The 22,157-nt window shown below is 68.7% G+C and carries 19 protein-coding genes; 8 read left to right on the plus strand and 11 right to left on the minus strand.

Annotated elements, in window-relative coordinates:
- Positions 1 to 2: 2 nt before the first annotated feature.
- From yvcK to D7Y04_RS27515, 6 genes are all read right to left on the minus strand, one after another.
- Complete coding sequence (gene yvcK, locus D7Y04_RS27490; RefSeq protein WP_120595990.1) at positions 3 to 1,085, minus strand: gluconeogenesis factor YvcK family protein; 1,083 nt, start codon at positions 1,083 to 1,085, stop codon at positions 3 to 5.
- Between the two features lie 110 nt (positions 1,086 to 1,195).
- Positions 1,196 to 2,563 (minus strand): polyisoprenyl-phosphate hexose-1-phosphate transferase ExoE, encoded by a 1,368-nt coding sequence (gene exoE / locus D7Y04_RS27495; protein ID WP_120595989.1) that lies wholly within the window; start codon positions 2,561 to 2,563, stop codon positions 1,196 to 1,198.
- Positions 2,564 to 2,673: 110 nt separating this feature from the next.
- Positions 2,674 to 3,411 carry a CpsD/CapB family tyrosine-protein kinase gene (locus D7Y04_RS27500; protein ID WP_120564433.1) on the minus strand — a complete coding sequence of 246 codons (738 nt, stop codon included), beginning with the start codon at positions 3,409 to 3,411 and terminating at the stop codon, positions 2,674 to 2,676.
- 36 nt (positions 3,412 to 3,447) lie between these two features.
- Positions 3,448 to 4,857 (minus strand): Wzz/FepE/Etk N-terminal domain-containing protein, encoded by a 1,410-nt coding sequence (locus tag D7Y04_RS27505; protein ID WP_120596005.1) that lies wholly within the window; start codon positions 4,855 to 4,857, stop codon positions 3,448 to 3,450.
- A 37-nt stretch (positions 4,858 to 4,894) separates the two neighbouring features.
- Positions 4,895 to 6,079, minus strand: a complete 1,185-nt coding sequence (locus D7Y04_RS27510; RefSeq protein ID WP_120595988.1) for a hypothetical protein — start codon at positions 6,077 to 6,079, stop codon at positions 4,895 to 4,897.
- Positions 6,080 to 6,129: 50 nt separating this feature from the next.
- On the minus strand, positions 6,130 to 6,699 hold the full coding sequence (locus D7Y04_RS27515; protein WP_120595987.1) for a polysaccharide biosynthesis/export family protein: 570 nt from the start codon (positions 6,697 to 6,699) through the stop codon (positions 6,130 to 6,132).
- A 407-nt stretch (positions 6,700 to 7,106) separates the two neighbouring features.
- Between D7Y04_RS27515 and D7Y04_RS27520 the strand changes: the two genes are divergently transcribed.
- Positions 7,107 to 7,298, plus strand: a complete 192-nt coding sequence (locus D7Y04_RS27520) for a hypothetical protein (protein WP_121761192.1) — start codon at positions 7,107 to 7,109, stop codon at positions 7,296 to 7,298.
- 138 nt (positions 7,299 to 7,436) lie between these two features.
- On the opposite strand, the gene D7Y04_RS27525 is transcribed toward D7Y04_RS27520, so the two are convergent.
- Positions 7,437 to 8,993: a phosphatidylserine/phosphatidylglycerophosphate/cardiolipin synthase family protein gene (locus tag D7Y04_RS27525; protein ID WP_121761193.1), complete on the minus strand. Its 1,557-nt coding sequence runs from the start codon at positions 8,991 to 8,993 to the stop codon at positions 7,437 to 7,439.
- 290 nt (positions 8,994 to 9,283) lie between these two features.
- Here D7Y04_RS27525 and D7Y04_RS27535 point away from each other — a divergent pair, with 290 nt between their 5' ends.
- On the plus strand, positions 9,284 to 11,317 hold the full coding sequence (locus D7Y04_RS27535) for an amylo-alpha-1,6-glucosidase (RefSeq protein WP_121761195.1): 2,034 nt from the start codon (positions 9,284 to 9,286) through the stop codon (positions 11,315 to 11,317).
- 133 nt (positions 11,318 to 11,450) lie between these two features.
- On the opposite strand, the gene D7Y04_RS27540 is transcribed toward D7Y04_RS27535, so the two are convergent.
- Complete coding sequence (locus D7Y04_RS27540; RefSeq protein WP_121761196.1) at positions 11,451 to 14,273, minus strand: kelch repeat-containing protein; 2,823 nt, start codon at positions 14,271 to 14,273, stop codon at positions 11,451 to 11,453.
- A gap of 158 nt (positions 14,274 to 14,431) precedes the next feature.
- Entirely contained in the window at positions 14,432 to 15,109 is a 678-nt protein-coding gene (locus D7Y04_RS27545) for a tetratricopeptide repeat protein (RefSeq protein WP_233601605.1), read from the minus strand.
- A 171-nt stretch (positions 15,110 to 15,280) separates the two neighbouring features.
- On the opposite strand from D7Y04_RS27545, the gene D7Y04_RS27550 reads away from it, so the two are divergent.
- The 6 genes from D7Y04_RS27550 (at position 15,281) to D7Y04_RS27575 (ending at position 20,328) form a co-directional block, all read left to right on the plus strand.
- Positions 15,281 to 16,270, plus strand: a complete 990-nt coding sequence (locus D7Y04_RS27550) for a WD40 repeat domain-containing protein (protein WP_147477198.1) — start codon at positions 15,281 to 15,283, stop codon at positions 16,268 to 16,270.
- A gap of 66 nt (positions 16,271 to 16,336) precedes the next feature.
- Positions 16,337 to 17,236 (plus strand): hypothetical protein, encoded by a 900-nt coding sequence (locus tag D7Y04_RS27555; protein ID WP_121761199.1) that lies wholly within the window; start codon positions 16,337 to 16,339, stop codon positions 17,234 to 17,236.
- A 16-nt stretch (positions 17,237 to 17,252) separates the two neighbouring features.
- Positions 17,253 to 17,735 (plus strand): EVE domain-containing protein, encoded by a 483-nt coding sequence (locus D7Y04_RS27560; protein WP_121761200.1) that lies wholly within the window; start codon positions 17,253 to 17,255, stop codon positions 17,733 to 17,735.
- A complete protein-coding gene (locus D7Y04_RS27565; RefSeq protein ID WP_121761201.1) occupies positions 17,732 to 18,322 on the plus strand; it encodes a DUF4291 domain-containing protein in 591 nt (196 codons plus the stop codon). Before D7Y04_RS27560 ends, D7Y04_RS27565 begins: the two co-directional genes overlap by 4 nt.
- Positions 18,323 to 18,362: 40 nt before the next feature.
- Complete coding sequence (locus D7Y04_RS27570; RefSeq protein WP_121761202.1) at positions 18,363 to 19,502, plus strand: bifunctional chorismate mutase/prephenate dehydratase; 1,140 nt, start codon at positions 18,363 to 18,365, stop codon at positions 19,500 to 19,502.
- Positions 19,495 to 20,328 carry a prephenate dehydratase gene (locus D7Y04_RS27575; RefSeq protein ID WP_120594547.1) on the plus strand — a complete coding sequence of 278 codons (834 nt, stop codon included), beginning with the start codon at positions 19,495 to 19,497 and terminating at the stop codon, positions 20,326 to 20,328. The genes D7Y04_RS27570 and D7Y04_RS27575 overlap by 8 nt, the downstream gene beginning before the upstream one ends.
- Here D7Y04_RS27575 and D7Y04_RS27580 read toward each other — a convergent pair.
- Both D7Y04_RS27580 and D7Y04_RS27585 read right to left on the minus strand, forming a co-directional pair.
- Positions 20,318 to 21,454 carry a 3-deoxy-7-phosphoheptulonate synthase gene (locus D7Y04_RS27580; protein WP_120578547.1) on the minus strand — a complete coding sequence of 379 codons (1,137 nt, stop codon included), beginning with the start codon at positions 21,452 to 21,454 and terminating at the stop codon, positions 20,318 to 20,320. The genes D7Y04_RS27575 and D7Y04_RS27580 overlap by 11 nt on opposite strands.
- Positions 21,455 to 21,549: 95 nt before the next feature.
- Positions 21,550 to 22,116 carry a tetratricopeptide repeat protein gene (locus tag D7Y04_RS27585; RefSeq protein ID WP_121761355.1) on the minus strand — a complete coding sequence of 189 codons (567 nt, stop codon included), beginning with the start codon at positions 22,114 to 22,116 and terminating at the stop codon, positions 21,550 to 21,552.
- Between the last annotated feature and the right edge of the window lie 41 nt (positions 22,117 to 22,157).

Raw genomic sequence — 22,157 nt, forward strand, 5'->3', positions numbered from 1 at the left:
GCCTACAACCCGCTGCGCGCCATCTTCAGCAGGCAGGCAGCGACCTTGCGGCTGTCGTGTCGGATCTTGGAACCTTCCTTGAGGAGGTCCGCCTGCACCGGAATCACGCCGGAGGACAAGAGCTCCCGCGTCTCCGCCGTGACCATGAAGGAGCCCTTGCGCGCATAGCGCTGGATGGCATCCTCATTGGGCGCCCGGCCGTTGACGAGCACCGCGTCCAGCACCGGCCCCACGTGGTCGATGACGGCCTGCACGTGGTCCAGGCAGTTCATGCCGTCCGTCTCGCCCGGCTGGGTCATCAGGTTGGCCACCATGACCTTCAGCGCGCGCGTCTCCTTCAGCGCCTGGGCCACGCCATCCACCAACAGATTCGGCAGCACGCTCGAGTACAGCGAGCCCGGCCCGATGGCGATGAGGTCCGCCGAATAGATGGCCTCCAGCAGGCCGTCCACCGGAGGAGGAGAACGGGGGCTGAGCGACACGCGGCGCACGCGGCCCTGGGCGCGGCAGATGTTGCGCTCGCCCACGACCTCCGTGTCGTCATGCATCTGCGCCACGAGCTGCACCGACGCGAGCGTGCTGGGCAGCACCTGGCCCTGCGCGCCCAACAGCTCCCCGGACAGCCGCACCGCCTCCAGGAAGTCGCCCTTCAGCTCCGCGAGCGCGGCGATGAGCAGGTTGCCCACCGCGTGGCCGGCGAGGCCCTTCGCGCCGCCGAAGCGGTACTGGAACACGTCCTTCAGTGCACTCTTGCCACCCGCGAGCGCCACCAGGCAGTTGCGGATGTCACCCGGGGGCAGCACGCCGTGCTGACGGCGCAGGCGGCCGGAGCTGCCGCCGTCGTCGCTCATCGCCACGACCGCGGTGATGTCCACGCCTGGCTGGCCGCCCTTGGGGGCCGCGCGCCGGGCCAGCCCCTTGAGCACCATGGGCAGGCCCGTACCGCCGCCCATCGCGACGATGCGCGTGGGACGGTTCTTCGGCGCCTGCAGCAGCTCGTTGCGCTCCACGGCCTGCTGCTTGTTGCGCGCGTCGTCCTGGTTCCACTGCTCTGAGAACGGTGCGTCCACGTCCATGCCCACCATGTTCCGACCCCCTCGCCCATCCCAATCCATGGCTACCCACCCTTGGCATCCCGGCCTCCCCCGACAACCGGAGGCCGCGGACGGTCATCAACGCCTACTACTGAACCTGCCTACCGAGCACCCCGCCCCAACAGCACGTGCCGGACGGTGTGGAAGATGATGCCGACATCGAGAAACAGCGACCCGTTCTTCACGTAGTACAGGTCGAACTCCAGCTTGTTGCGCGCGTCCTCCACCGAAGCGCCGTAGGGGTAGCGGATCTGCGCCCACCCCGTGATGCCTGGCTTCACCGCCTCGCGCACGCCGTAGAACGGAATCTGCTGCTTGAGCTGCTCGGTGAACACCGGGCGCTCCGGACGAGGCCCCACGAAGCTCATGTGGCCCAGCAGCACGTTGAACACCTGCGGAATCTCGTCGATGCGCGTCTTGCGGATGAACTTGCCCACCCGCGTGACACGGTCGTCGTTGGAGCGCGCCCACACCGCGCCGTTCTTCTCCGCGTCGGTGCGCATGCTGCGGAACTTCCAGAGCGGATACGCGTGGCCGCCCAGGCCCACTCGGTCCTGCCGGTAGAAGACGGGGCCCTTGGAGTCCAGCTTGATGGCCAGCGCCACCAGGATGAGGAAGGGCGAAGCCATCAGGAGGAGCAGCGACGCCACCGCCACGTCGAACACCCGCTTGAAGGCCCTGCGCAGCGGAGACACCGTCATCTCATCCGCGAAGGCGAAGTCGCTCGCTCGCAGGAACTGCACCGGGATGCGGCGCAGCACGCGCTCGCAGAAGCCCGCCGCGTCGTACACCCGCCGCCCGTCCAGCCGGCAGCGCAGCAGCGAGTCCACCCAGTTGGCGCCGCGCATGTCATCCGCGGCCTGCACCACGTAGGAGGCGTTGAGCCGAGCCGCCATCGCATCCAGCGGCTCCTCCACCTTGCGCGGGTCCACCAGGGCCACCACGCGGAAGGAACCCTCGCCGCCGTCTTCAATGGCGCTCGCCACCGCGCGGGCCTTGAGGCCGTCACCCACGACGAGCACCGCGTCGGGCTCACCGACCAGCGCCCGGATGGAGACGCGCACCACCAGGGTGCCGGCCAGGGCGCCCATCGCGCCGCCCAGCAGCGTGCCCGGAGGCAGCACCACCGGCAGGGCCAGCGGCAGGAGCAGCATCACCCCGCCCGCCACCATCGCGGTGACGCCCGCGGCCTTGAGGAAACGGTAACCGCGCGTCCGGTCCTCGGCCGCGATGCGCAGGTCGTACAGGTCCAACAGGTACAGCGTGAACTGGAAGGTGACAACGAAGGCCAGGCCCAGTCCCACCAGCGTCGGCCACATCGTGGCGAACGGAGGCTGGGAACCCAGGGGCGCGAAGAGGGCCGCGCAGGCCGCGGCACCCGCGACACAGGCCAGCGCGATCGCCGAGGACTCGGCGAGGAAGAACGTCAGTTTCTTGGCTGAAAAATAGTGGTGGAAAACGCGAAGCACGTGACTCCTCCAACCCCAACCCGCCGCCGCTCCAGGCCCCCCGCCCATCGCACCTCATCGGTGCGAGGAGCGGGTCGGGCCACGAATCACTTCAACTCGACAACCGACTGCTACTTCTTCACGTAGTTCTTCAGGTACGGGGTCGCATTCACTTCCGCCCCGTTGAGCACGCAGCCCACCAGCGCCGCGCCCGCCAGCTGCTCCACCGCCTGGTTCACCACCTTGGAGGGGGTGACGTTGGCGCGGATGACCATCAGCACGCCGTCCATCTGGTGGCCCAGGATGGCCGCGTCCGCGAACGGCAGCGTGGGCGGCAGGTCCACGTACACCTCGTCGAAGCCCTCACGCACCGCCTTGAGGAACTGCTTCATGCGGGCAGAGGCCAGCACCTGGGTGCTCTCCTCCGGCGTGGAGCCGGCGGGGATGACCGCCAGCCGCGTGGAGTTGAAGCGGCGCACCACATCGCGCACGTCGCACTCACCGGCCAGCAGCTCCGCCAGGCCCACCTTGTTGCGCATGCCCAGCGTGGGAGCCACCTGCCCCCGGCGCAGGTCCGCGTCCACCAGCAGGATGCGGCGCTCCGGGTTCGCCCGGGCGGCAGCCAGGGCCAGGTTCACGCTCGTCACCGTCTTGCCCTCGCCGGGCATCGCGGAGGTGAGCGCCACCACCTTCATCGGACGCTGCTCGCGCATCCGCTCCAGGCGGTAATACAGGGTGCGGTACTGCTCGGCGGCCGCGGAAGCAGGGGCCGTGAGCGTCACCACCCGGCGGTCCACTGCGTTCGAAGAAGCCGCGCTCTCATCCACGCGGGGGAGGAAGTTACCGGCCCGCTCCATCGTCGAATCCATCTGAGTTCTCCAATCCTTTCCGTATGGGGTCGGCAATTAGTTCAGGGAAGTAGGCGAGGAGACGCTGTTCTTGCTCCCAGCCATCGGCATCAAGATCCGCTTCTCCGTCTTGCCTTGCATGTTCGGGACCACCGCCAGGACAGGGAGCGTGATGCGCTCGCGGACCTCGGTGCCATCGCGCAGGCTGTCGTCGCGCATCTCGAGGACGGTGCCAGTCAGGACACCCAGCGCCAGGGCCACCAGGGCGGCGATGAGCAGGCCCGTCATGCGGTCAGGGCGAGCAGGCGAGGAAGGAACACCGGCGGGCGAGATGACATTGAACAGGCTCTTGGCGCTCTTGGCCTCCAGCTCCTGGGCAATCTCCGCCTCCACCTTGCGGCTCACCACGCTCTGGTACTTGGTGCGGGAGATTTCGTAGTCCCGGTTCATGACCGCCAGCTCCTGGGCCCAGCGCGGGGTGTTGTTCAGCCGCGCCTGGTACGCCTCGGCCTGCTTCTGGAGGTCCACGATGTCCTTCTGCACGTTGCTGATGAGCGTGGACACGCGGGTGCGCTCGTTGCGCTCTGCGAACATGCGGCCCTCGGCGTCCTTGCGCTGGGAGCTGATGTCACCCAGCTCACGCTCCATCCGCTTCACTTCCGGGTGATCCGGCGTCCACTGCGTCTTGGCCTGCGTGAGGGTGCGGGACAGGCCGCTCTCCGTGGCCTCCAGGCGGCCGGCCTCGCTGTCCGCGGCGTTGCGAGCGCGGGCCAGGTCAGAGCGGCGCGCTTCGGCGGTGCGCAGCTCCTCGGACTTCATCTGCAGCTGGGCGCCAATGCGCTCCAGGCCGCGCATGTTCATCTCCATCTGCTCGGGCAGCTCGCCCAGGTGGTCCACCTTGAACTTGGAGATCTTCGTCTCCCAGGAGGACACGGCCTTGCCCATGGCGACCATCTCCTCGGTAAAGAGGTCGGTGGCGCGGGCCGCCTGCGTCTGGCGGATCTTCAGCGTCTCCTCGGAGAAGATGGCCGGCAGGCGGTTGGCCACCTGCGCCACCACCTGCGGGTCGCGGCCCGCGTAGGTGAGCTCGAAGGCCGTCTCACCCTCGACGCGCACGGTGAGGTCCTTGCGCATCTGCTCCACCGCCGCCTCGATGCCCTTATCGGACACGAGCTCCGGGTAGAGGTTCATCTCCTCGATGGCCTTCTGCAGCACCGGCCGCGCCAGCAACTCCTGGCGGACGGTGACGAGCCGCTGCTCGATGAGCTCGCTCACCGTGCGCTGGACCATCTCCTCGCCAGGGCGCTGCGGCTCCACACGCACCACCACGGACGCTTCATAAATGCTCGGCCGGGTCATCACGATGGCCGCACCCAACACGAAGATTGCTGCAGCGATCGCCCCCACCAGGGCCTTGCGGCGCCACAGCGCCGAAAGCAACTGGTCCGCCGTCATCCCACGCTCCATGATCCGCTCCTCCATCCTCGTAGCTCTCAAAGGTTGCCTACCAAGCTGTCATGACCAGACGGAGGGCGAACACGTTACGTGTCAGGTCCCCCGCCCCAGCGACATCCGCCGCACCCACCTGCGCGATGCGGTCGAACGCGCCCTGCAGCGCCAGCTTCCGGCTCAGCCGGTACTCGACGCCTCCACCCACCGCATAGCCCTGCGACACGTTCGTGGTGTTTCGCCACTGCGTGTAGTTCTCACCGGGCGCCGTGCCGTTCCGGAAGAAGCTGGCCGCCCCGAAGGCCGACAGCTTCTGCGTGAACCGATGCGCCCCCATCACCGACGCGTAATCCGCCCACACCGCGCCGGAAAAACCGCTCGCGCCCACCAGGTCGTGGCCCACGGCGAAGCCGAAGTCACTGCGCTCGCCCTCGCGCACCAGCTCCACCGCCACGCGGGGCATCCACCCGCCGCGCGTCGCGTCTGAAGGCAGGTAGCGCACCGGCCCGCCCCGGAGGGTGAGCGTGGTGGGCCGCGTCAGCCGGTAGCGCAGGGCCGCGGAAGCGCCGTGCGCCTGGCTGTAGTCCTGGTCGTACAGGAAGCCCTGGTAACGGTACTCGGCGCCCAAGGACAGCCGGCGCGTGGTGCGGTACCACAGCTCCACGGAAGGGGTGTGCGCGTAGCCCGCCACCCGTCCCGGCTCGATGATGCGCGTCGCCTCGAACATGTAGTTGCCGCGCACGTCCATGCGATCCGTCACGCGCCCCGTGAGCCCCACCTTCGTCTGTGCATAGAAGGTGGGCGCCGTGGAGCGCGCCAGGCCGTCACGCGGCAGCGACGTGGGGTCGGTGACGCGGAACACCCGCGCGCTGGCGTCCAGCCGCAGCCGCCGGGACAGCACGTCCCGGAAGCCCACGCCCGCGCGGTGGTCCACCGTCGTCGTCCCGGAGCCGTGCCGGGCCAGGAGGTCCGTGGCGTAGAAGGACTCGAGCGTCAGCTGCTCGTTCTTCACGTCCAGGCCCAGCCGCGGAGACAGCTTCGTCATGAACTGTCCGTTGGTGCCAGTCCCGCCCAGACGGATGTCGTTGTCGAAGCGCTCCTCCGCCGTGAGGCGGAGCCGAGGCTCCAGGATGGTGGCCGCCTGCGCGGCCGGCGCGGCGATGAGACAGCCTGCAATCACTGCCCGCTTCCAGTTGCCCCTCACCGCCGCCCTCCCGTCCTGACCCACGCCCACGCCCATGTTCGCTGCTTCCCGATGTCTGTCTTTGATGGTTTCGAGCCCGTCCCGCATCACGGGACGACGACGGTGTCACCCGGCCGCAGGATGACGCTCTCTCCTTCGGGGGAGACCAGGTCGCTGTAGCGCACCGGAATCTGCCCGCCCTTGCCGTCCGTGCGGATGACGACGATGCCGTCGGAGTTCGCGAAGTCCGTGAAGCCGCCCGCCAGCGCGATGGCCTGCAGCAGCGACACGCGGCCGCGCAGCGGGTAGGCGCCCGGGTGGGCCACTTCGCCGGTGACGAAGACGCGGCTGCTGTTGACCTCGCGGACGATGACCGTCACGCGCGGCTCCTGCACGTAAGGCTGCAGGCCCGAACTGAGCGCCTCCGCCAGCTCCGTGGGCGTCTTGCCCGCGGCCTGAATCTCACCCACCATCGGAATGGAGATGAAGCCGTCGGGACGGACCGGCACCGTGCGCGACAGCTCCTGATCGCGCCACACGCTCACGTCGAGCACGTCCTCGCGGCCGATGCGGTAGGGCTGCTCCGCGTTGTCGACCTTCAGCGTCTGCTGGTGAGCACAACCCGACAGGAGGAGCATCCCCATCACCGTCCAGAACCCCGTGCGCCGCATTCCCATCTTCCGCTCTCCTTCGTTCACTGATGTTCCGTGCGATCCACCGTTCACACGCCCTGAAGGGCCGGGTGGTTCGCTTCTGGCGGAGGCTCTTAGCAGCGCGTGTGCCAGCGGCCGGGGAGAGGGAAAACCCTTGGAATGCAGTGGGTTACGGCGTGCCACATCAGGCGCACATGGGCGCATCCGGGAAAAATTCCGGTCCTACCCCGGTGTTCGCCCCTGTGCTTTCTGCCGATCGCTTCCACAGGGTGGAAGAGGATTGCCCAACGCGAGCCCCGTACCTTCCACGCCCTTTCGGGCTCCCCCTGGGACCCCCGAGCCAGGGCCTTGGCACGGGACTTGATAAGGGATTGGGCGTCGGACAGCGGTAGTGGTTCAGGGGTCCAATTCAGTCCAGAGGGGGACATCGGATGGGCAAGGTGGCAGGGGCGGTGGGGGTGGTGTTCATGCTCGGAACCAGCATCGTGGGCTTGATGGGGGCCTCGCTGGGCAACAGCGTCGAAGCGGGCGTGCTGGGCATGGTCGGCCTGGCCCTGTACGGCGGCAGCTCGCTCTTGAGCGGCAGGGCGGCGGAGCCCGCGGGCGTCGCGAAGCAGGCGTAGCGCCACACGTCAGCGCGGTCTGAAGCGCTGTAGGAAGCACAGGGCCTTCGGGCCGGATCAGCGAAGTGGGAAGCCAGGCTTCCCCCGCTGCCGGCCCGTGGGCCCTTGTCGTATCCGGGCCCTGCCCTCCCCTTCACTTCAAGGCTGACGAGGTTCGGCTTCCGGAGCGTGGGCTGCGTGCGCGTCCGGCAGCGCGCGCGGCTCCTGGGCGGCGGCTCGCGGAGGCACCTCCTGCTCCGGCAGCGGCTGCTGTTCGGTGCCCTGCGCTTCCTGGCGGCGCAGGCGCATGGCCCGGCTCCACAAGGCAATGCCGGCCCACGCGCCCACGACCGCCGCGGGCACGGCCACGACGTGGGGCCAGTAGAGCGCCACGCCGGCCAGTGCCAGCGGCACCACGCCCGCGCCGAAGACGACCTTGGATTCGGTGCGGCCCAGCTCGCGGTGATTGGTGACGGCGGCGCCCACGGTGTTGCCCAGGCGCACCGCGCCCGCGGCCGCTCGGCTCATGCTGCCCCGCCGGCCGCGAGTCCCCCGCTGCCCGCGAGGAAGAGGAGGCGCGGCGGTCATGCGACGCGCCCTTCCACTGAGCACCACCTCCGTCGCGTGCTCCAGGTCCTGGAGGTACATGTCCTCCATGCACCGGGCGAAGGGAGCGTCCTCCACGGCGACGTCGATCTCGGAGTTGCCCAGCCAGCTGGCGGGGTTGAGGTTGGACGAACCGACGCGCGCCCAGGTGCCATCCGCCACCGCCGTCTTGGCGTGGAGCATGGTGCCATTCCATTCATAGACGCGGATGCCGGCCTCCAGGAGCGGGCGGTAGCCGGCCTGGGTGAGAGGGCGCAGCGCGGGGATGTCGCTGCTGCCGGGCACGAGCAGCCGCACATCCACTCCGTCGCGCGACGCGGCCCGGAGCGCCTGCACATAGGTGGCGGTGCCCACGAAGTACGCATCGGTGAGCCACAGCCGCTTGCGCGCGAGCGAAGCGATGAGCTGGTCCACGCGGAAGAGGCCCGCGCTCCAGGGCACGCCGGCCACCACGCGAAGGGACACGTCCCCCATGGTCTGGGAGGCGCGAGCGGACAGGCAGCCCTCTTCATCTAGAGGAGGGCCCACGGTGCTCCATCCCTGGGCGAAGGCGCGCACCAGGTCCGCCACGGCGGGGCCGCGGATCTCCAGGCCGGTGTCGCGCCATGGGGCCACGCCCTTCTGCTCGTCGCCCACCCACTTGTGGCTCACGCACAGCCCGGAGACGAAGCCCACCTCGCCGTCCACGGTGAGGGTCTTGCGGTGGTTGCGGCCCAGCCACGCCAGGGGCCGGTCGAACTGGAAGGGATTGAAGCAGCGCACCTCCACGCCCGCGTCGCGCAGGGTGCGCCAGTAGTGGCGGGACGCGGTGCCCTGGCAGCCCAGCCAGTCATAGAGGACGCGGACCTGCACGCCATCGCGAGCACGGGCGGCCAGCGCGTCCGCGAAGGCGCGGCCCACGTCGTCGTCTTCAATGATGTAGTTCTCGAAGAGGACGGAGCGCTGGGCCTGCTGGATGGCGCGCAGCCACGCGGGGTAGTTCTCGCGAGCATCGCGCAGGAGGTGCACGTCATTGCCCGGCACGAGCGGTGCGCCCGCGGCACGGGAGAAGACCTGTTCGGCGAGGTTGTGCTGCCGGCCGCTGATGCCCGATGACTTCACGATGCCCACGGCGTGTCTCCTCGGGAAATCGGGGCGCGCCCGAAGGCTCTGGGTGAGGTGCGGTCCCCTTGGGACGGTCGCAAGGGCTGCGCGTGAACGGATTCCAGCGCGCTCACGGCGGCGTCGAGGGCCTGGCTGCCCGGCTGTCCTCCCCTCGAGTCCGGGGACCGGGGGATGCGCTGTGTGGCGCGGGCATGCATGAGCAACCTCTCCACGAGGACGATGTCCAACGGACTCCTGCTTCCTACCCTTTCCCGCGCGTCTCCGCCCAGGGGGACGGGCGAGGAGGAGACGAAGGCGTGAACGAATCAGCCCCTGCTCTGCCCCGCCTGTCGTTCGACTTCCCAGAAGGCGCCGACTTCAGCAACGGCGTGAACCACGAGTGGCTCCTGACCAACGGCCGAGGGGGCTACGCCTCCGGCACGGTGGTGGGCTGCAACACGCGCCGCTACCACGGCCTGTTCATCCCCACGTTGGAGAAGCTGGGCCGCACGGTGCTGATGGCGCGGATGGAGGAGACAGCGCTGGTGGACGGGGAGCGCTACCGGCTCACGTCCGAGGAGCACGACGACGGCACCACGGTGGAGGACGGCGCGAGGCACCTGCGGCACTTCCACCTGGAGGGACTGGTTCCGGTCTGGGAGTACGCAGTGGGGCGTGCGCGGCTGAGGCGCCGCTGCGTGATGGTGCACGGCGAGGACACGGTGTTCCTAGCGTGGGAGCACCTGTCCGGTCCGGAGGTGACGCTGCACCTGCGGCCGTTCCCTGTCATGCGCCCGCATGACGGGCCACTGTTGAAGGCCGTGGGAGAGCCCATCGTCACGCTGCGAGGCCCGCTGGTGGAGCTGCGCAACGGAGAGGACGGTCCGATCCAGCGGATGCGGCTGTATGCGGACGGGCCCACGCCGTACGTGAGCCTGGCGGAGACCTCCAGGCCCCAGCACCTGCGGACGGAGAAGGCGCGCGGCTATGACTTCACGGAGGTCCAGCACTCGCCGGGCTACTTCACGGCGACGCTGAAGCCCGGGAGCACGCTCTACTTCGGGCTCACGACGCAGGCGCCGGGACACCTGCTGGAAAGGAATCCCAAGGAGGTGTTCGAGCGGGAGATGGGGAGACAGGAGCGCCTACTGGAGCGCGCCCCGGAGCATGGGCGCACGGGAGTGCCGGCGCGGCTGGTGTTGGCGGCGGATCAATTCATCATCGATCCGCCAAGGCCAGCGGACGCCGCGTGGGCACGGTCGATGGGATTGGACGCAAGGAGCGTCATCGCGGGCTACCCGTGGTTCACGGACTGGGGTCGGGACACGATGATCAGCCTGGACGGGCTGACGTTGGCCACGGGGCGCTACCGCGAGGCGGCGGCCATCCTGCGCACGTTCGAGCACTACGTGCGGGACGGCCTGATTCCGAACTACTTCCCGGACGGAGAGAACGAGGGCGTCTACCACACGGCGGACGCGACGCTCTGGTTCTTCCACGCGGTGGACCGCTACCTGGAGGAGACGGGAGACGAAGCGCTGTTGCGAGACCTGTTCCCGACGATGCAGGACATCGTGGCTCATCATCAGAAGGGCACGCGCTTCCACATCGGCGTGGACCCCGCGGACGGGCTCCTGCGACAGGGGCAGGAGGGCTACCAGCTCACCTGGATGGACGCGAAGGTGGAGGGCTGGGTGGTGACGCCGCGCCGGGGCAAGGCGGTGGAGATCAACGCGCTGTGGTTCAACGCCCTGCGGCTGATGGCGGGCTGGGCGGAGCGGCTGGGGCTGGAATCGGGGCCGTACCGGGCCGCGGCGGAGAAGGCACACGGCAGCTTCAACCGGCGCTTCTGGAACGAAGCGGGCGGGTGCCTCTACGACGTGGTGGACGGAGAGGACGGCCGCGAGGACGCGAGCGTGCGGCCAAATCAGGTCTTCGCCATCTCGCTCAAGCATCCGGTGCTCAGGCGGGACAAGTGGGCGCAGGTACTGGAGGTGGTGCGCCGCGAGCTGGTGACGCCGGTGGGGCTGCGCAGCCTGGCGCCGGGGAGCAGGGACTACAAACCGAAGTACGACGGAGACCTGCGGGCCCGCGACGCGGCCTACCACCAGGGCACGGTGTGGGGCTGGTTGATTGGCCACTACGTGGACGCGACGCTGAAGGTGTCCCCGGACATCAAGGCCGCGCGGGCCCTGCTGTCTGGAATGGAGGACCACCTGTCTCACGCGGGGATTGGGCAGATCTCCGAAATCTTCGACGCGACGGAGCCCTACCGGCCGAGAGGCTGCTTCGCCCAGGCCTGGAGTGTCGCGGAGGCGCTGCGGGTGTTCAGCAAGACGAACGTGGGGTGATCAGTCTTCCGACACGAAGACGGCCTCCTGCTCGGCTGCGCCCCTGGGAGTCGAGACACAGCGGAGCAGGAGGTCTTTCATTCGCGGCCCCTCCATGAAGAGGAATCCCATTCACGGTCGAGCCACACGCGTGTCAGGGCCAGCACGAGTAGAAGACGATCGATTGGTTGGTTGTATCGTGGACAGCGCACCAATCGCCCAACGAGCAGGTTTCAAGCTCTGGCTGTGGGGGGCACGGCCTCCTGAGGTAGGTGCAGGAGTAATCGCACCCGCCCGGGCAGAAGTCTGAGCACCACTCCACATAATCCCGTCTCCATTTTCCAGTCTGGGCGATACACGCTCCGTTACTGCACGTCTGACCTCCGGAACAGGTCTGGACCAGGGTGTCGGTGGAGCCGCAGGCGCCCCCACTGCAGCCGGTACCGGTCACCCTCCGGACGTCATTGCCGCTGCAGTAGGTGCTGGTCGCGGTGGAGCACGTCTGGACAAGTTGCTGGGCGGCCACACAGGAACCACTGAGGCAGCCGCTGTTGACCGTTCTGTAGACGGTATTGCCGCTGCAATAGGGACTGCCGACGCCCGTCTGACACGTCTGGACAAGTTGCTGGGCGGCCACGCAGGAGCCACTGAGACAGCCGCTGTTGACCGTTCTGTAGACGGTATTGCCGGTGCAGTAGGGACTGCCGGCGCCCGTCGGACACGTCTGGATGAAGTCGTCGCTGGAGTCACAGGAGCCATCGCTGCAGCCAGTGCCTGTGCTCCGGCGGACGTCGTTGCCACTGCAATAGTTGCTGCTCGACGTAGAGCACGTCTGGACCAGGGTGTCGCTGTAGCCACAGGAGCCACCGCTGCAACCCGTTCCCCTGCTCCGGCGGACGGAGTTGCCACTGCAATAGGTTTCGCTTGAGGTGGAGCACGACTCGATGAGTTGCTGGGTGGACGCGCAGGCACTGTTGACGCAGCCGCCGTAGACGGTCTGGTAAGCGCCGTTGCCGCTGCAGTAGGGCCCGCTGGTCCCCGTCTGACAGGCCTGGACCAGGGTGTCGGTGGAGGTGCAGGCGCCGCCACTGCACGTGCCGGTGCCGGTGGTCCTCCGCAGGTTGTTACCGCTGCAGTAATTGGTGCTCGCGGTGGAGCAGCTCAGGGCCGTTCCTCCGCAGGTGCCCGAGCCGTTGCACACGTCGCCCGTGGTACAGGCGTTGCCGTCATCGCAGAGGGTCCCCGCGCTCTTGGGCGGGTAGGTGCACGCGCCGTTGCTATACGTGCCCGGGGAGTCATGGCAGGCGTCCGGCGGCGTCGTGCAGGCCGGCACTCCCGCGCAGACTCCCGCCCCGCTGCACACGTCGTTGAGGGTTCCTCCGTTGCCATCGTCACACGCGGTGCCCGCGGCCTTCGGTGCATAGGTGCACGCCCCACCGCTGCACGTGCCCGCCGCCGCGTAGCACTGCCCGGGAGGGCTGGTGCAACTCACCGGCGTCCCCGCGCACCCTCCGGCCCCGTTGCACGTCTCCTCCACCGTGCACGCGTCTCCGTCATCACAAGCGGCGCCCGCCGCCTTGTACGCGTAGGAGCATGATCCATCGCCGCCGCACGTGCCCGACGCCTCGTAGCACTGCCCGGGCGGGCTCTCGCAGTGGGTACCAGTTCCCGCGCACACGCCCGCGCCGTTGCACGCGTCATCCCCGGTGCACGCATCCCCGTCATCACAGCTGACACCCGCAGCCTTTGGCGCATAGGTGCACACCCCGTTGCCGCACGTCCCGGCCGCCTCGTAGCAAGGCCCCGGAGCGCTGTCGCAGCTCACCCCCGCGCACGCGTCATACACATACGTCTCCGCCGTCTTCAGGCTCGCGCCGCTGGCGCCGATTCCGCCCACCACCAGCACCTTCCCCCGCCCCTCCAGAGGCACCGTCACGTGCACGTACCGCGCGCTTCCCATCGCGGTCGTCACGCTCCACAGCCGGGTGTCCGGGGCGAACACCTCCGCGCTGCCCAGCGCGTTCGTCGCCGCGCTGCCGTACATGCCTCCGGCCACCAGCACCTGTCCCGAGCTCAGCAGCGCCGCCGTGTGCAACTCGCGCGCGGTGCTCAGTGCACCCGCCGCGCTCCACTGTCCCGTGCTCGGGTCGTATTCCTCCGCCGTCGCCACCAGCCCGGTGCTGCTATTGCGCCCGCCCACCACCAGCACCTTGCCGGAAGGCAGCAGCGTCGCCGTGTGGTTGAAGCGCGCGGTCGACAGGCTGCCCGGCGCAGTCCACGTATTGCTGGAGGGCGTATACAACTCCGCGCTCGTCAGGCTGGTGCTCGCTCTTCCTCCCACCACCAGCACCTGGCCCGAGGGCAGCAGCGTCGCCGTATGGTTGCGTCGCGGCATCGCCAGACTCGCCCCCGCGCTCCACGTGCCGGAGGCCGGGTCATACACATCCACCTTGCTTTGCGCTCCCGAAGCGCTCCCGCCGCCAGCCACCAACACCTTGCCCGAGGGCAGCAACGTCGCCGTCAGGGAGTCTCGTGCAAACCCGGTGGCGAAGTTTCCAGCGGAAGTCCAGGCATTGGAGGCCGAGTCATAGAGGGCCGTGGAAGCCAGACGGCCCGTCGCGTTCTCGCCACCCACCACCAGCACCTTGCCCGAGGGCAGCAGCGTCGCGGTGAGTACCTGCCGGGGCTCCGGCATCGGGGCCGCGGCCGTCCAGGTGCCCGTGCCCGGATCATAAAGGGTCGCGGAGGACAGATACCCGCTGGTGTTGTACCCACCCGCCACCAGCACCTTGCCTGAGTTCAGCACCACCGCTGCGTGGTACTTCCGCGCCTCCGCCATGTCCGCCGTGGCTTCCCACCCCTCCACCAGGGCGGAATCGCCGCGAGCCAGCGACGGCTCTTCGGGCGGCTTGCTACAGCTGACAACCCCACAGACAAAAGCCAACAGCAGAGCCCGGCCGGCTCGCATGGTGTGCATGACATCTCCGTGAATGGAGGCTGCCTCACGCCTCCCTTTGACTTGCTTGGAGACTCAGCCTGCCTCACCCTCCGTGAAAAATACAAATGACTCCAGATGAGTCATCGCAGCCCCAGCTGCGCAAGGCCCTGGAGTTCAGCAAGACAAACATCGGCTGTTCAGGCTTTCTCGAGCTTCCTCAGCCATCTGGCGGACTTCGCATGCCCCTGGCTCGCGGCATCACGAAAGTGACGCATGGCGCGCGCCTTGGACCTGGGCACGCCCTCGCCGTTCGCGAACATCAGCCCCAGGTTGAACGACGCGCTGGGATGCCCCTGCCCCGCCGCCAGTCGAAACCAGGCAAAGGCACGCAAGGCGTCCGTCGGAAGGCCCACGCCATTGGAATAGTTGTAGCCCAGGGCCAGCTGCGCTTCCGCGTAACCGCCCTTCGCGGACATTTCGTAATACGCGTTGGCTCTCTTCAGGCTCTTGCGGACGCCCTTTCCCAGCTCATACGCAAGACCGACATTGTAGGCTGGAATCGGGTGTCCTTGGCGTGCGTGCCTCCGGTAGAGCCGGACCGCTTCCTGCTGCTGCTGGGCCTCGGTGCTTGCGAACAGGAGATACGCCAGGTTTCCCTCGGCGACAGCGAATCCCAGGGCGGCAGCCCGGCGATACCAGGCTTCCGCGAGGGTCTTGTCCTTTCGGGCACCCCTACCATTGTCATAGGCGAGGCCCAGGTTGAAGGCCGCGACATCGTCCCCCAGTGCGGCTGCCTTTTCCGTCCACATCCGGGAGCGCTTCGGGTCACGCCGGACGCCATCTCCGTAGAGGAAATGGAGCCCCACGTTCGTCATGGCCTCCATCTTCCCGAGCCACGCCGCCGTGAGGTACGCCTCGAAGAGGGCCTTGCGGTCGTCAGGCCGCGTCTCCTCGATCGTCCACGCCCTGCCCATGGCCGCATCCGCCAGGGATCTCACGGGTGGAGTTTTCCTTCGTACGCGCGTTTCCATTCCGGCCTACACGACATGAGCCAGACAGACCTGACCCGTGCGGTCATCACCCCGGCGAATGCGCGCGGCCTGAAGCGTGTGCGGCAGCTGGGTTCCCAGCTCGACTCCGTCCGCTGGGAGAGGCTTTGTTTTGACCCGTCAGGCACCCGGCTGCTCGCGAAAGCCGCCTCCCGCCTGCGGTGGTGGAACCTGGACACGGCAACGGACGTCGCCAGCGGCTCGGTGGAGCTGAAGATGGAGCCCATCGAGGCCCTCTTCCACGGCTCGAATCACATCGTGACCGCGGGTCCGCCGGTCGCGGAGGCCGCTGTCGCTTGGCGGCCCCGGCTCATGGCCTTCTCCACGACGGACGGCTCGCTCTGGCGTGAGGAAACCCTCTCCGCGCCCGCCACCGGGCTGGCCATGTCCCGGGACGGCGTGCTGCTGGCCATCCTGGAACGTGGCGAGGCCCTCCTATGGGACGTGGCGGCATGGAAACGGATTCGTGACCTGCATGGCGTTGAGTGGCACGTCACGGTCAAGGCGAGTGCATTCTCCCGTGACTCACGCTTCGCGGCCTCGATCGTGACGGATTACGACCACGGCCAGGCGTATCTCTACCTCTGGAATCTGAAGGCGAGCTCTCATCCCTGGGTTCATCCCCTTGGGTTTCAGTTCGCGGCGAGCGTTGCATTCCACCCCACGCTGCCCCTGCTCGTCGCGAGAGGCGTCCACGAGGTCGTGGTCATGGATGTGAATGAGCGTCGCGTCCTGCGGATGTTCAACGACTACAGTCATTACGTGAGCAACCTCGACTTCAGTCCGGACGGAGAGTTGATGGTCTCGTCCGCTGGCGACCGAGGCTTCGCGCTCTACCACTTCGATACCGGCGAGCTGTTGTTCAGCCATTCTGAAGACAACGACCTTGAGACGGCAGATGCCGTCTTCTCACCCGACGGCCGTTTCATCGCCTGGGCTCAGGGGGATGGAACCGTGGGCCTGTGGGGTGTGGGCCCCGTGGCTTGACGCTCCAAAACCAGACGTGCCATGAACTCCTCCGAGGTGGCGGGAAGGCCACTTCAGGGGGGGAACATGATCAGGCTCATCCGGCCCATCATCGACGGCAACGCATTGGAGGCCCTGGCCATCTTTGTCGTGGTCCTCCTGGTGTGGTGGGGGTTCTCCCTCCTCACCGCGCCCACGACCGGACACGCGGAGCCAGACGACCCTTCGGGCTCGCCGGGCTACGCGAAGGTGGCTCTGGGGCTTCTCGCGGCGGCGCTGGTGCTGTGGGGGCTGTTCGCGCTCAGCGACAGCGATGGCCCTCCCGCTCCCGAGGGTGGGCTCCTCCACGTCGTGGCCACGGGGCCACAACCTGACCGCGACATCGTCCTGCGCGTGGATGACCAGCCCGTGGCGCCGGTGCTCCGCGCCGACCATCACCTCGCGTTTCCGGTCCCCAGCGGTCGACATGCCGTCTTCCTGAAGGACTCGAGCGTCGACAGCTCCCGCGACTTCGAGGTCGATATCCGCGAGGGCGATGCCCTCATGCTGTCCGCCCATCCGGACCTTTGCCCCGTGCAGATCGACATGTCGGCCCTGACCTACGGCCGGCCCTCGCGCTCCACTCGGACACCGCTGGACGGCGTCGTCATCCGGACCCTGCCCGTGGTGGAGGTGTTCACCCGGACGGAGAACCCCATGCGGCTTCCTCCGGGAGCGGTCCTCTCCTTCAACGAGTTGCCGGATGCACTCTCCCCGGGGCTGAGCGCCAGCATCCTGATCCCCCTTCCCTGCTCCATGGCTCAAGACGACCGGACCCTCTGGGCCGAGGCGCGGAAACGCTTCCCGGGACTCGACGACGCGGCCCGGCGTGTGGGCTACACGGAAGCGGATCCCACACGGCGTGAAGTCGCGGCGATGGACGAGGAGCGGGTCTTCGAGCTCTTCAAGCAACAGGGTGCGGCGCTGGCGCAGGAAACGCCCCCGTGAGTTAGGGTGCGCCGCCATGGCGACTCCGCGGTACTGGTTGATCAAGAGCGAGCCCTCCGTCTACGCGTACGCGAAGCTGGAGGAGGACGGCAGGACGGAGTGGACGGGCGTGCGCAGCTTCGAGGCGCGCAACAACATCCGGGCCATGACGCCCGGGGACCTGTGCCTCTACTACCACTCCAATGAGGACAAGGCCGTCGTCGGTGTGGCGTGCGTCCTCTCCAAGCCGGGCCCGGATCCCACCGCCCCCGGCGAGGACTGGGCCTCCGTGGACGTGGGCCCCGTGGTCGCATTCACCACGCCGGTGACGCTGGCCACCATCAAGGCCACGCCCGCGCTCAAGGACTTCCCGCTCATCACCCGCAGCCGCCTCAGCGTGACGCCCACCCCCGCGGAACACTTCGAGCTCGTCCTCAAGATGGGCAAGACGCAGCTTCCGAAGACCGCCGCCGCCAAACCCAAGCTGAAGCCGAAAGCCAAGCCCAGAGCCCGCCCATGAGCGCAGCCCGCGACGTCCGCGCCGACTTCGACCGAGCCTCCATCGTCGTGTACCAGGCCTACTCGGACGCCATCGCGGACGTGGCCGTGAAGCAGCAGAAGTTCGGCCCGCCCTTCTCCGTGGGCCGGATGACGTGGATCAAACCCAGCTTCCTGTGGCTCATGCACCGCTCCAACTGGGGCCGCAAGAGCGGCCAGGAGCGCACGCTCGCGGTGCGGATCAAACGCTCCGGCTGGGAGGAGGCCCTGTCCTCCGGCGTCCTCACAGGCTTCGAGCCGAAGGCCCACGGCTCACCGGACGCGTGGCGCAAGGCCTTCGACACCGCGCCCGTCCACATCCAGTGGGACCCGGAGCGCACGTTGCGCGGCGCGGGCCTGCCCCACGACAGCATCCAGGTGGGCTTGAGCCGCGCCGTCATCCAGCGCTTCGTGGATGACTGGACCGTGTCCATCACCGACCTCACGCCCCTGGTCCAGAAGCTGCGCAAGCAAATGGACGACGGCCGCGCGGATCAGGCCACGCGCCACCTACCCAAGGAGTCCGTCTACCCCGTGCCCCCGGAGCTCGCCCGGCGCCTGGGGATGTGAAGGTCCCCGCGCCTTCGACGCGAGTTGTTATGTTCCGGGCATGGCGGACATCCCCTCCCTGGAGACCCTGCGGACCCAAATCGAGCGCATCGACGAGGACGTCCTCGATGCGCTCCAGCGGCGCATGGCCCTGGCCGACGACGTGGCGCGCGCCAAGCTGGTGACGGCCTGGCCCTTCCGGGACCCGCAGCGCGAGGACCTGCTCCTGCGCAAGCTGCGCGGCCGGGCGGCGGAGCGAGGCCTGGATCCGCACGAAGTCGAGCGCCTCTACCGCGTCATCCTGGACATGTCCGTGGCCCGGCAGCAGGCCCTGGTCACCCGCCTGGACACCACGCCCCTGCGCGTGGGGTACCTGGGCGTCGAGGGCTCCTACAGCCACCTGGCCGCCCGCCAGCGCTACGGCCACCGGCCGGGCGGCGTGCTCCTCGCCGGCTTCGACACCGCCCGCCAGGCCGTGGAGGCCCTCAAGCAGAGCGAGCAGGACGTGCTGCTGCTGCCCATCGAGAACACCACCGCCGGCAGCATGAATGAGACGTACGACGTGCTCGCCGCGGGCGATGGCGTCATCACCGGTGAGGTGGTGAGCCAGGTGGACCACCGGCTGCTGGGCGTGAAGGGCGCGAAGCTGGAGGACCTGCGCGAGGTGCTGTCCCACCCGCAGGCGCTGGCGCAGTGCGAGGACTTCCTGCGCACGCACGTGCCCTGGGCCCGCACCGTGCTTGGGCCAGACACCGCCGTCGCCGCGCAGATGGTCGCGGATCGCAATGACAGGACCGTGGCGGCCATCGCCAGCGAGTCCGCGGCGGGCCGCTTCGGGCTCGAGGTGCTCGCCAGCGACCTGCAGCCCGGCTCGGACTTCACGCGCTTCGTGGAGGTCTCGCGCCAGCCCACGCCGCTCGCGCCGGACGTGCCGTGCAAGACGTCGCTGCTGGTGGTGTTGGAGCATCGCCCGGGCACGCTGGGCCAGGTGCTGCAGCGGCTCACGCAGCGCGGAGTGAACCTCTCCAAGCTGGAGTCGCGCCCCATCCCGGGCGCGCCGTGGAAGTACCGCTTCTACCTGGACGTGGAGGGCCACGCCGCGTCCGCCTCGGTGACGGCCGCGCTGGAGGATCTGCGCCCGCTCACATCGTCCCTGCGCGTGCTGGGCACCTACCCGCGCGCGGAGCCCATCGATGGCTGACACCGCCTCCCGCCGCATCGCCTTCCAGGGCGAGCGCGGCGCGTACGGCGACGAGGCCACAGGCGTCCTCTTCGGCGCCTCCGTGACGCGCATCCCCTGCCCCACCTTCCGCGCTGTCTTCGAAGCCGTCGCCGAAGGCACGGTGGACGGCGGCGTGGTGCCCATGGAGAGCGCGCTCGCGGGACCGGTGGCGGAGGTGGTGGACCTGCTCCTGGAGTTCACCCCGGCCCTCTCCGGCGAGCTGCGGCTGCCCGTGCGTCACTGCCTGCTCGCGCCGCCGGGCCGCACGCTGGAGGACCTCACGCGCGCGCTGTCCCATCCACAGGCGCTGGCGCAGTGCGGAGGCTGGCTGCGAAAGCACCACCTGCACCCCGTGCCCGAGGCGAACACCGCCGTGGCAGCACGGCGCGTGGCGCAGGAGGTACTGGAGGGCACGGCTGCCATCGCCAGCCGGACCGCGGCGGAGCTCTATGGCCTCACCGTGCTGGCGGAGGGCATCGCGGACTCGCCGGACAACGCCACCCGTTTCCTCGCGGTAGGCCCGGCCGTGCCGCTGAACCTGGGCTCGCGGTGGAAGACGTCGCTGGTGCTCACGCTCGACGACGGCCCTGGCGCGCTCGCTGGCGTGCTCACGGCCTTCGCCGCGCACGGGGTGAACGTCGCGCGGCTGGAGTCGAGGCCCGGCGGCGTCCGCGCCTGGGACTATCGCTGGTGCCTGGACGTGGACGGCGCGGTCACTTCCGCGCCGGTGAAGTCAGCCCTGGGTGAAGCCCGGAGCATGTGCACGTCGCTCCGGGTGCTGGGCAGCTACGCGCTCAGCGACTGACGGCCTTGGCCGGAGCGGCGGCCTGCGTCCCGTCGCCGTTGCTCACGGCCTCCGTGTACGCGGCGCGCACGATGTTCGTATAGCGCTGGAGGGCGCCCAGTTGCTCAAGGCGCAGCGCCTGTGGCCCGTCGCACAGCGCCTTCTCCGGCGTGGGGTGGAAGTCCACCAGCACCATGGACGCGCCCGCGATGAGGCCCTGGCCAATGGCGTGGAAGATGTCCGGCAGCCCGTCCGGCGGGGCCTCCGCGCGGCCAATCGCGTGCGAGGGGTCCACGCACACCGGCATGCGCGTGAGGCGGCGCACCACCGGCACGTGCGCGAAGTCCACCATGTTGCGGTGCGGGTCGCCCAGGTGCGTCTTCACGCCACGCAGGCAGAAGACGATCTTGGGGTTGCCCTCGCTCGCCACGTACTCGCACGCGTTGAGGGACTCCTCCAGCGTGATGCCCATTCCGCGCTTGAAGAGCACCGGGAAGGCGTGCTGCTGACCAATCTGCTTGAGCAGCTCGAAGTTCTGCGCGTTGCGCGTGCCCACCTGGAGCATCACGCCTGTGGGCGCCCCGGACTTCTTCAGCGCGTCGTTGATCTCGTCGATGTGGCGCGGGTGCGTCACCTCCATCGCGACGACCTTGATGCCGTGCTTGCCCGCGGAGTCGAACACCCAGGGCAGGCACTTCGCGCCCAGGCCCTGGAACTCGTACGGGTTGGTGCGCGGCTTGTACGCGCCCATGCGCGTGGTGTTGATGCCGCAGCGAGCGAGCGCCGCCATCATCGCGTCCACGCTCTCCAGCGAATCCACCGCGCACAGCCCGGCGAACAGGTTCACCGAGTTGTCGCCGAAGCTGACGCCGTTGTACTCGAAACCCGCCGTGGTGCGCTGGCCACCGTGCCGGCCGATGATGCGGTACTTCTGCGAGACGCGGACCACCTGACGCACGCCGGGCAGCTGCTGGAACGGCTCCAGCGGCACCTGCGACGTGGAGCCCAGCAGATACAGCTCCGTGATGGTGGACTCGGCGCCCTGGACGACGTGGGCACGCGGGGTGACGCCCTCGTACTGCGAAGCGAGTTGGAGGACGGCGTTCACGACGGATTCCGGGGAATCCGGCTCGAGCATCACGATCATGCGGGGGGTTCTCCTGGTGGGGGGCCGCTTCGGCATTCAACACCGGCATCCCGCCCTTTCCCTCCGCATTTGTATGGAATTTGACGCGAGGCGCCTCAGGAGGAGGCGGGGCGCAGCCGGGTCGCCAGCTGGGTGTAGTGCTCCTGCTGGGTAGGGTCACCCAGGTGCTCCCACACGTCCGCCAGGGCCTTGGCCGCCTCCACGTAGGCAGGGGACAGCTCCAGCGCCAGTTCAAAGACCTGGCGGGCCAGACGGTAGCGGGCCTTGTCCGGCCGCCGGCCCTGGGTCAGGAGCGCGTTACCCAGGTGGTAGACCTCGATGGCGGCGGCCTCGCGGTAGCCGGGGGTGGGGTTGAGTTGCACCGCCCGGTGCATCAGGAGGGAGGCGGCTTCGGGCTCCCCCAGTTCCAACTGGCAGAGGGCCGCCTCGCGGTGGGGGTCCGCCGCGGAGGGATCCAACTCGATGGCGCGCTGGAAGCCCTTCAAGGCCTCGTCGGTCCGCCCCAGCTGCTTGAGGGCGAAGGCCTTTGAGGTGAGCGCGGGGAAGTGGCGCGGATCCACGGCGAGGACCTGCTCGAACGACTGGAGCGCGGCCTCGTGGTTGCCGGCCATGGAACGGTGGACGCCCTCGTTGAACGACGCCAACAGCAACGACCTGGACATCTTCGGTTCCCCCATCGGACAGGGTTCGCAAGGCCGCGCGC

The sequence above is a fragment of the Corallococcus sp. AB038B genome, assembly GCF_003668955.1.
Lineage (GTDB): Bacteria > Myxococcota > Myxococcia > Myxococcales > Myxococcaceae > Corallococcus > Corallococcus exiguus.

Coding starts and splice junctions, on each gene's coding strand:
- D7Y04_RS27570 (WP_121761202.1), top strand. CDS start 18,363: ATGGCGGACATCCCCTCCCTGGAGACCCTGCGGACCCAAATCGAGCGC.
- D7Y04_RS27575 (WP_120594547.1), top strand. CDS start 19,495: ATGGCTGACACCGCCTCCCGCCGCATCGCCTTCCAGGGCGAGCGCGGC.
- D7Y04_RS27500 (WP_120564433.1), bottom strand. CDS start 3,411: ATGGATTCGACGATGGAGCGGGCCGGTAACTTCCTCCCCCGCGTGGAT.
- D7Y04_RS27545 (WP_233601605.1), bottom strand. CDS start 15,109: ATGACGAACGTGGGGCTCCATTTCCTCTACGGAGATGGCGTCCGGCGT.
- D7Y04_RS27565 (WP_121761201.1), top strand. CDS start 17,732: ATGAGCGCAGCCCGCGACGTCCGCGCCGACTTCGACCGAGCCTCCATC.
- yvcK (WP_120595990.1), bottom strand. CDS start 1,085: ATGGTGGGCATGGACGTGGACGCACCGTTCTCAGAGCAGTGGAACCAG.
- D7Y04_RS27585 (WP_121761355.1), bottom strand. CDS start 22,116: ATGTCCAGGTCGTTGCTGTTGGCGTCGTTCAACGAGGGCGTCCACCGT.
- D7Y04_RS27510 (WP_120595988.1), bottom strand. CDS start 6,079: ATGGGCGTGGGCGTGGGTCAGGACGGGAGGGCGGCGGTGAGGGGCAAC.
- D7Y04_RS27555 (WP_121761199.1), top strand. CDS start 16,337: ATGATCAGGCTCATCCGGCCCATCATCGACGGCAACGCATTGGAGGCC.
- D7Y04_RS27540 (WP_121761196.1), bottom strand. CDS start 14,273: ATGCACACCATGCGAGCCGGCCGGGCTCTGCTGTTGGCTTTTGTCTGT.
- D7Y04_RS27515 (WP_120595987.1), bottom strand. CDS start 6,699: ATGGGAATGCGGCGCACGGGGTTCTGGACGGTGATGGGGATGCTCCTC.
- D7Y04_RS27580 (WP_120578547.1), bottom strand. CDS start 21,454: ATGATCGTGATGCTCGAGCCGGATTCCCCGGAATCCGTCGTGAACGCC.
- D7Y04_RS27550 (WP_147477198.1), top strand. CDS start 15,281: ATGAGCCAGACAGACCTGACCCGTGCGGTCATCACCCCGGCGAATGCG.
- D7Y04_RS27560 (WP_121761200.1), top strand. CDS start 17,253: ATGGCGACTCCGCGGTACTGGTTGATCAAGAGCGAGCCCTCCGTCTAC.
- D7Y04_RS27505 (WP_120596005.1), bottom strand. CDS start 4,857: ATGGAGCGTGGGATGACGGCGGACCAGTTGCTTTCGGCGCTGTGGCGC.
- D7Y04_RS27520 (WP_121761192.1), top strand. CDS start 7,107: ATGGGCAAGGTGGCAGGGGCGGTGGGGGTGGTGTTCATGCTCGGAACC.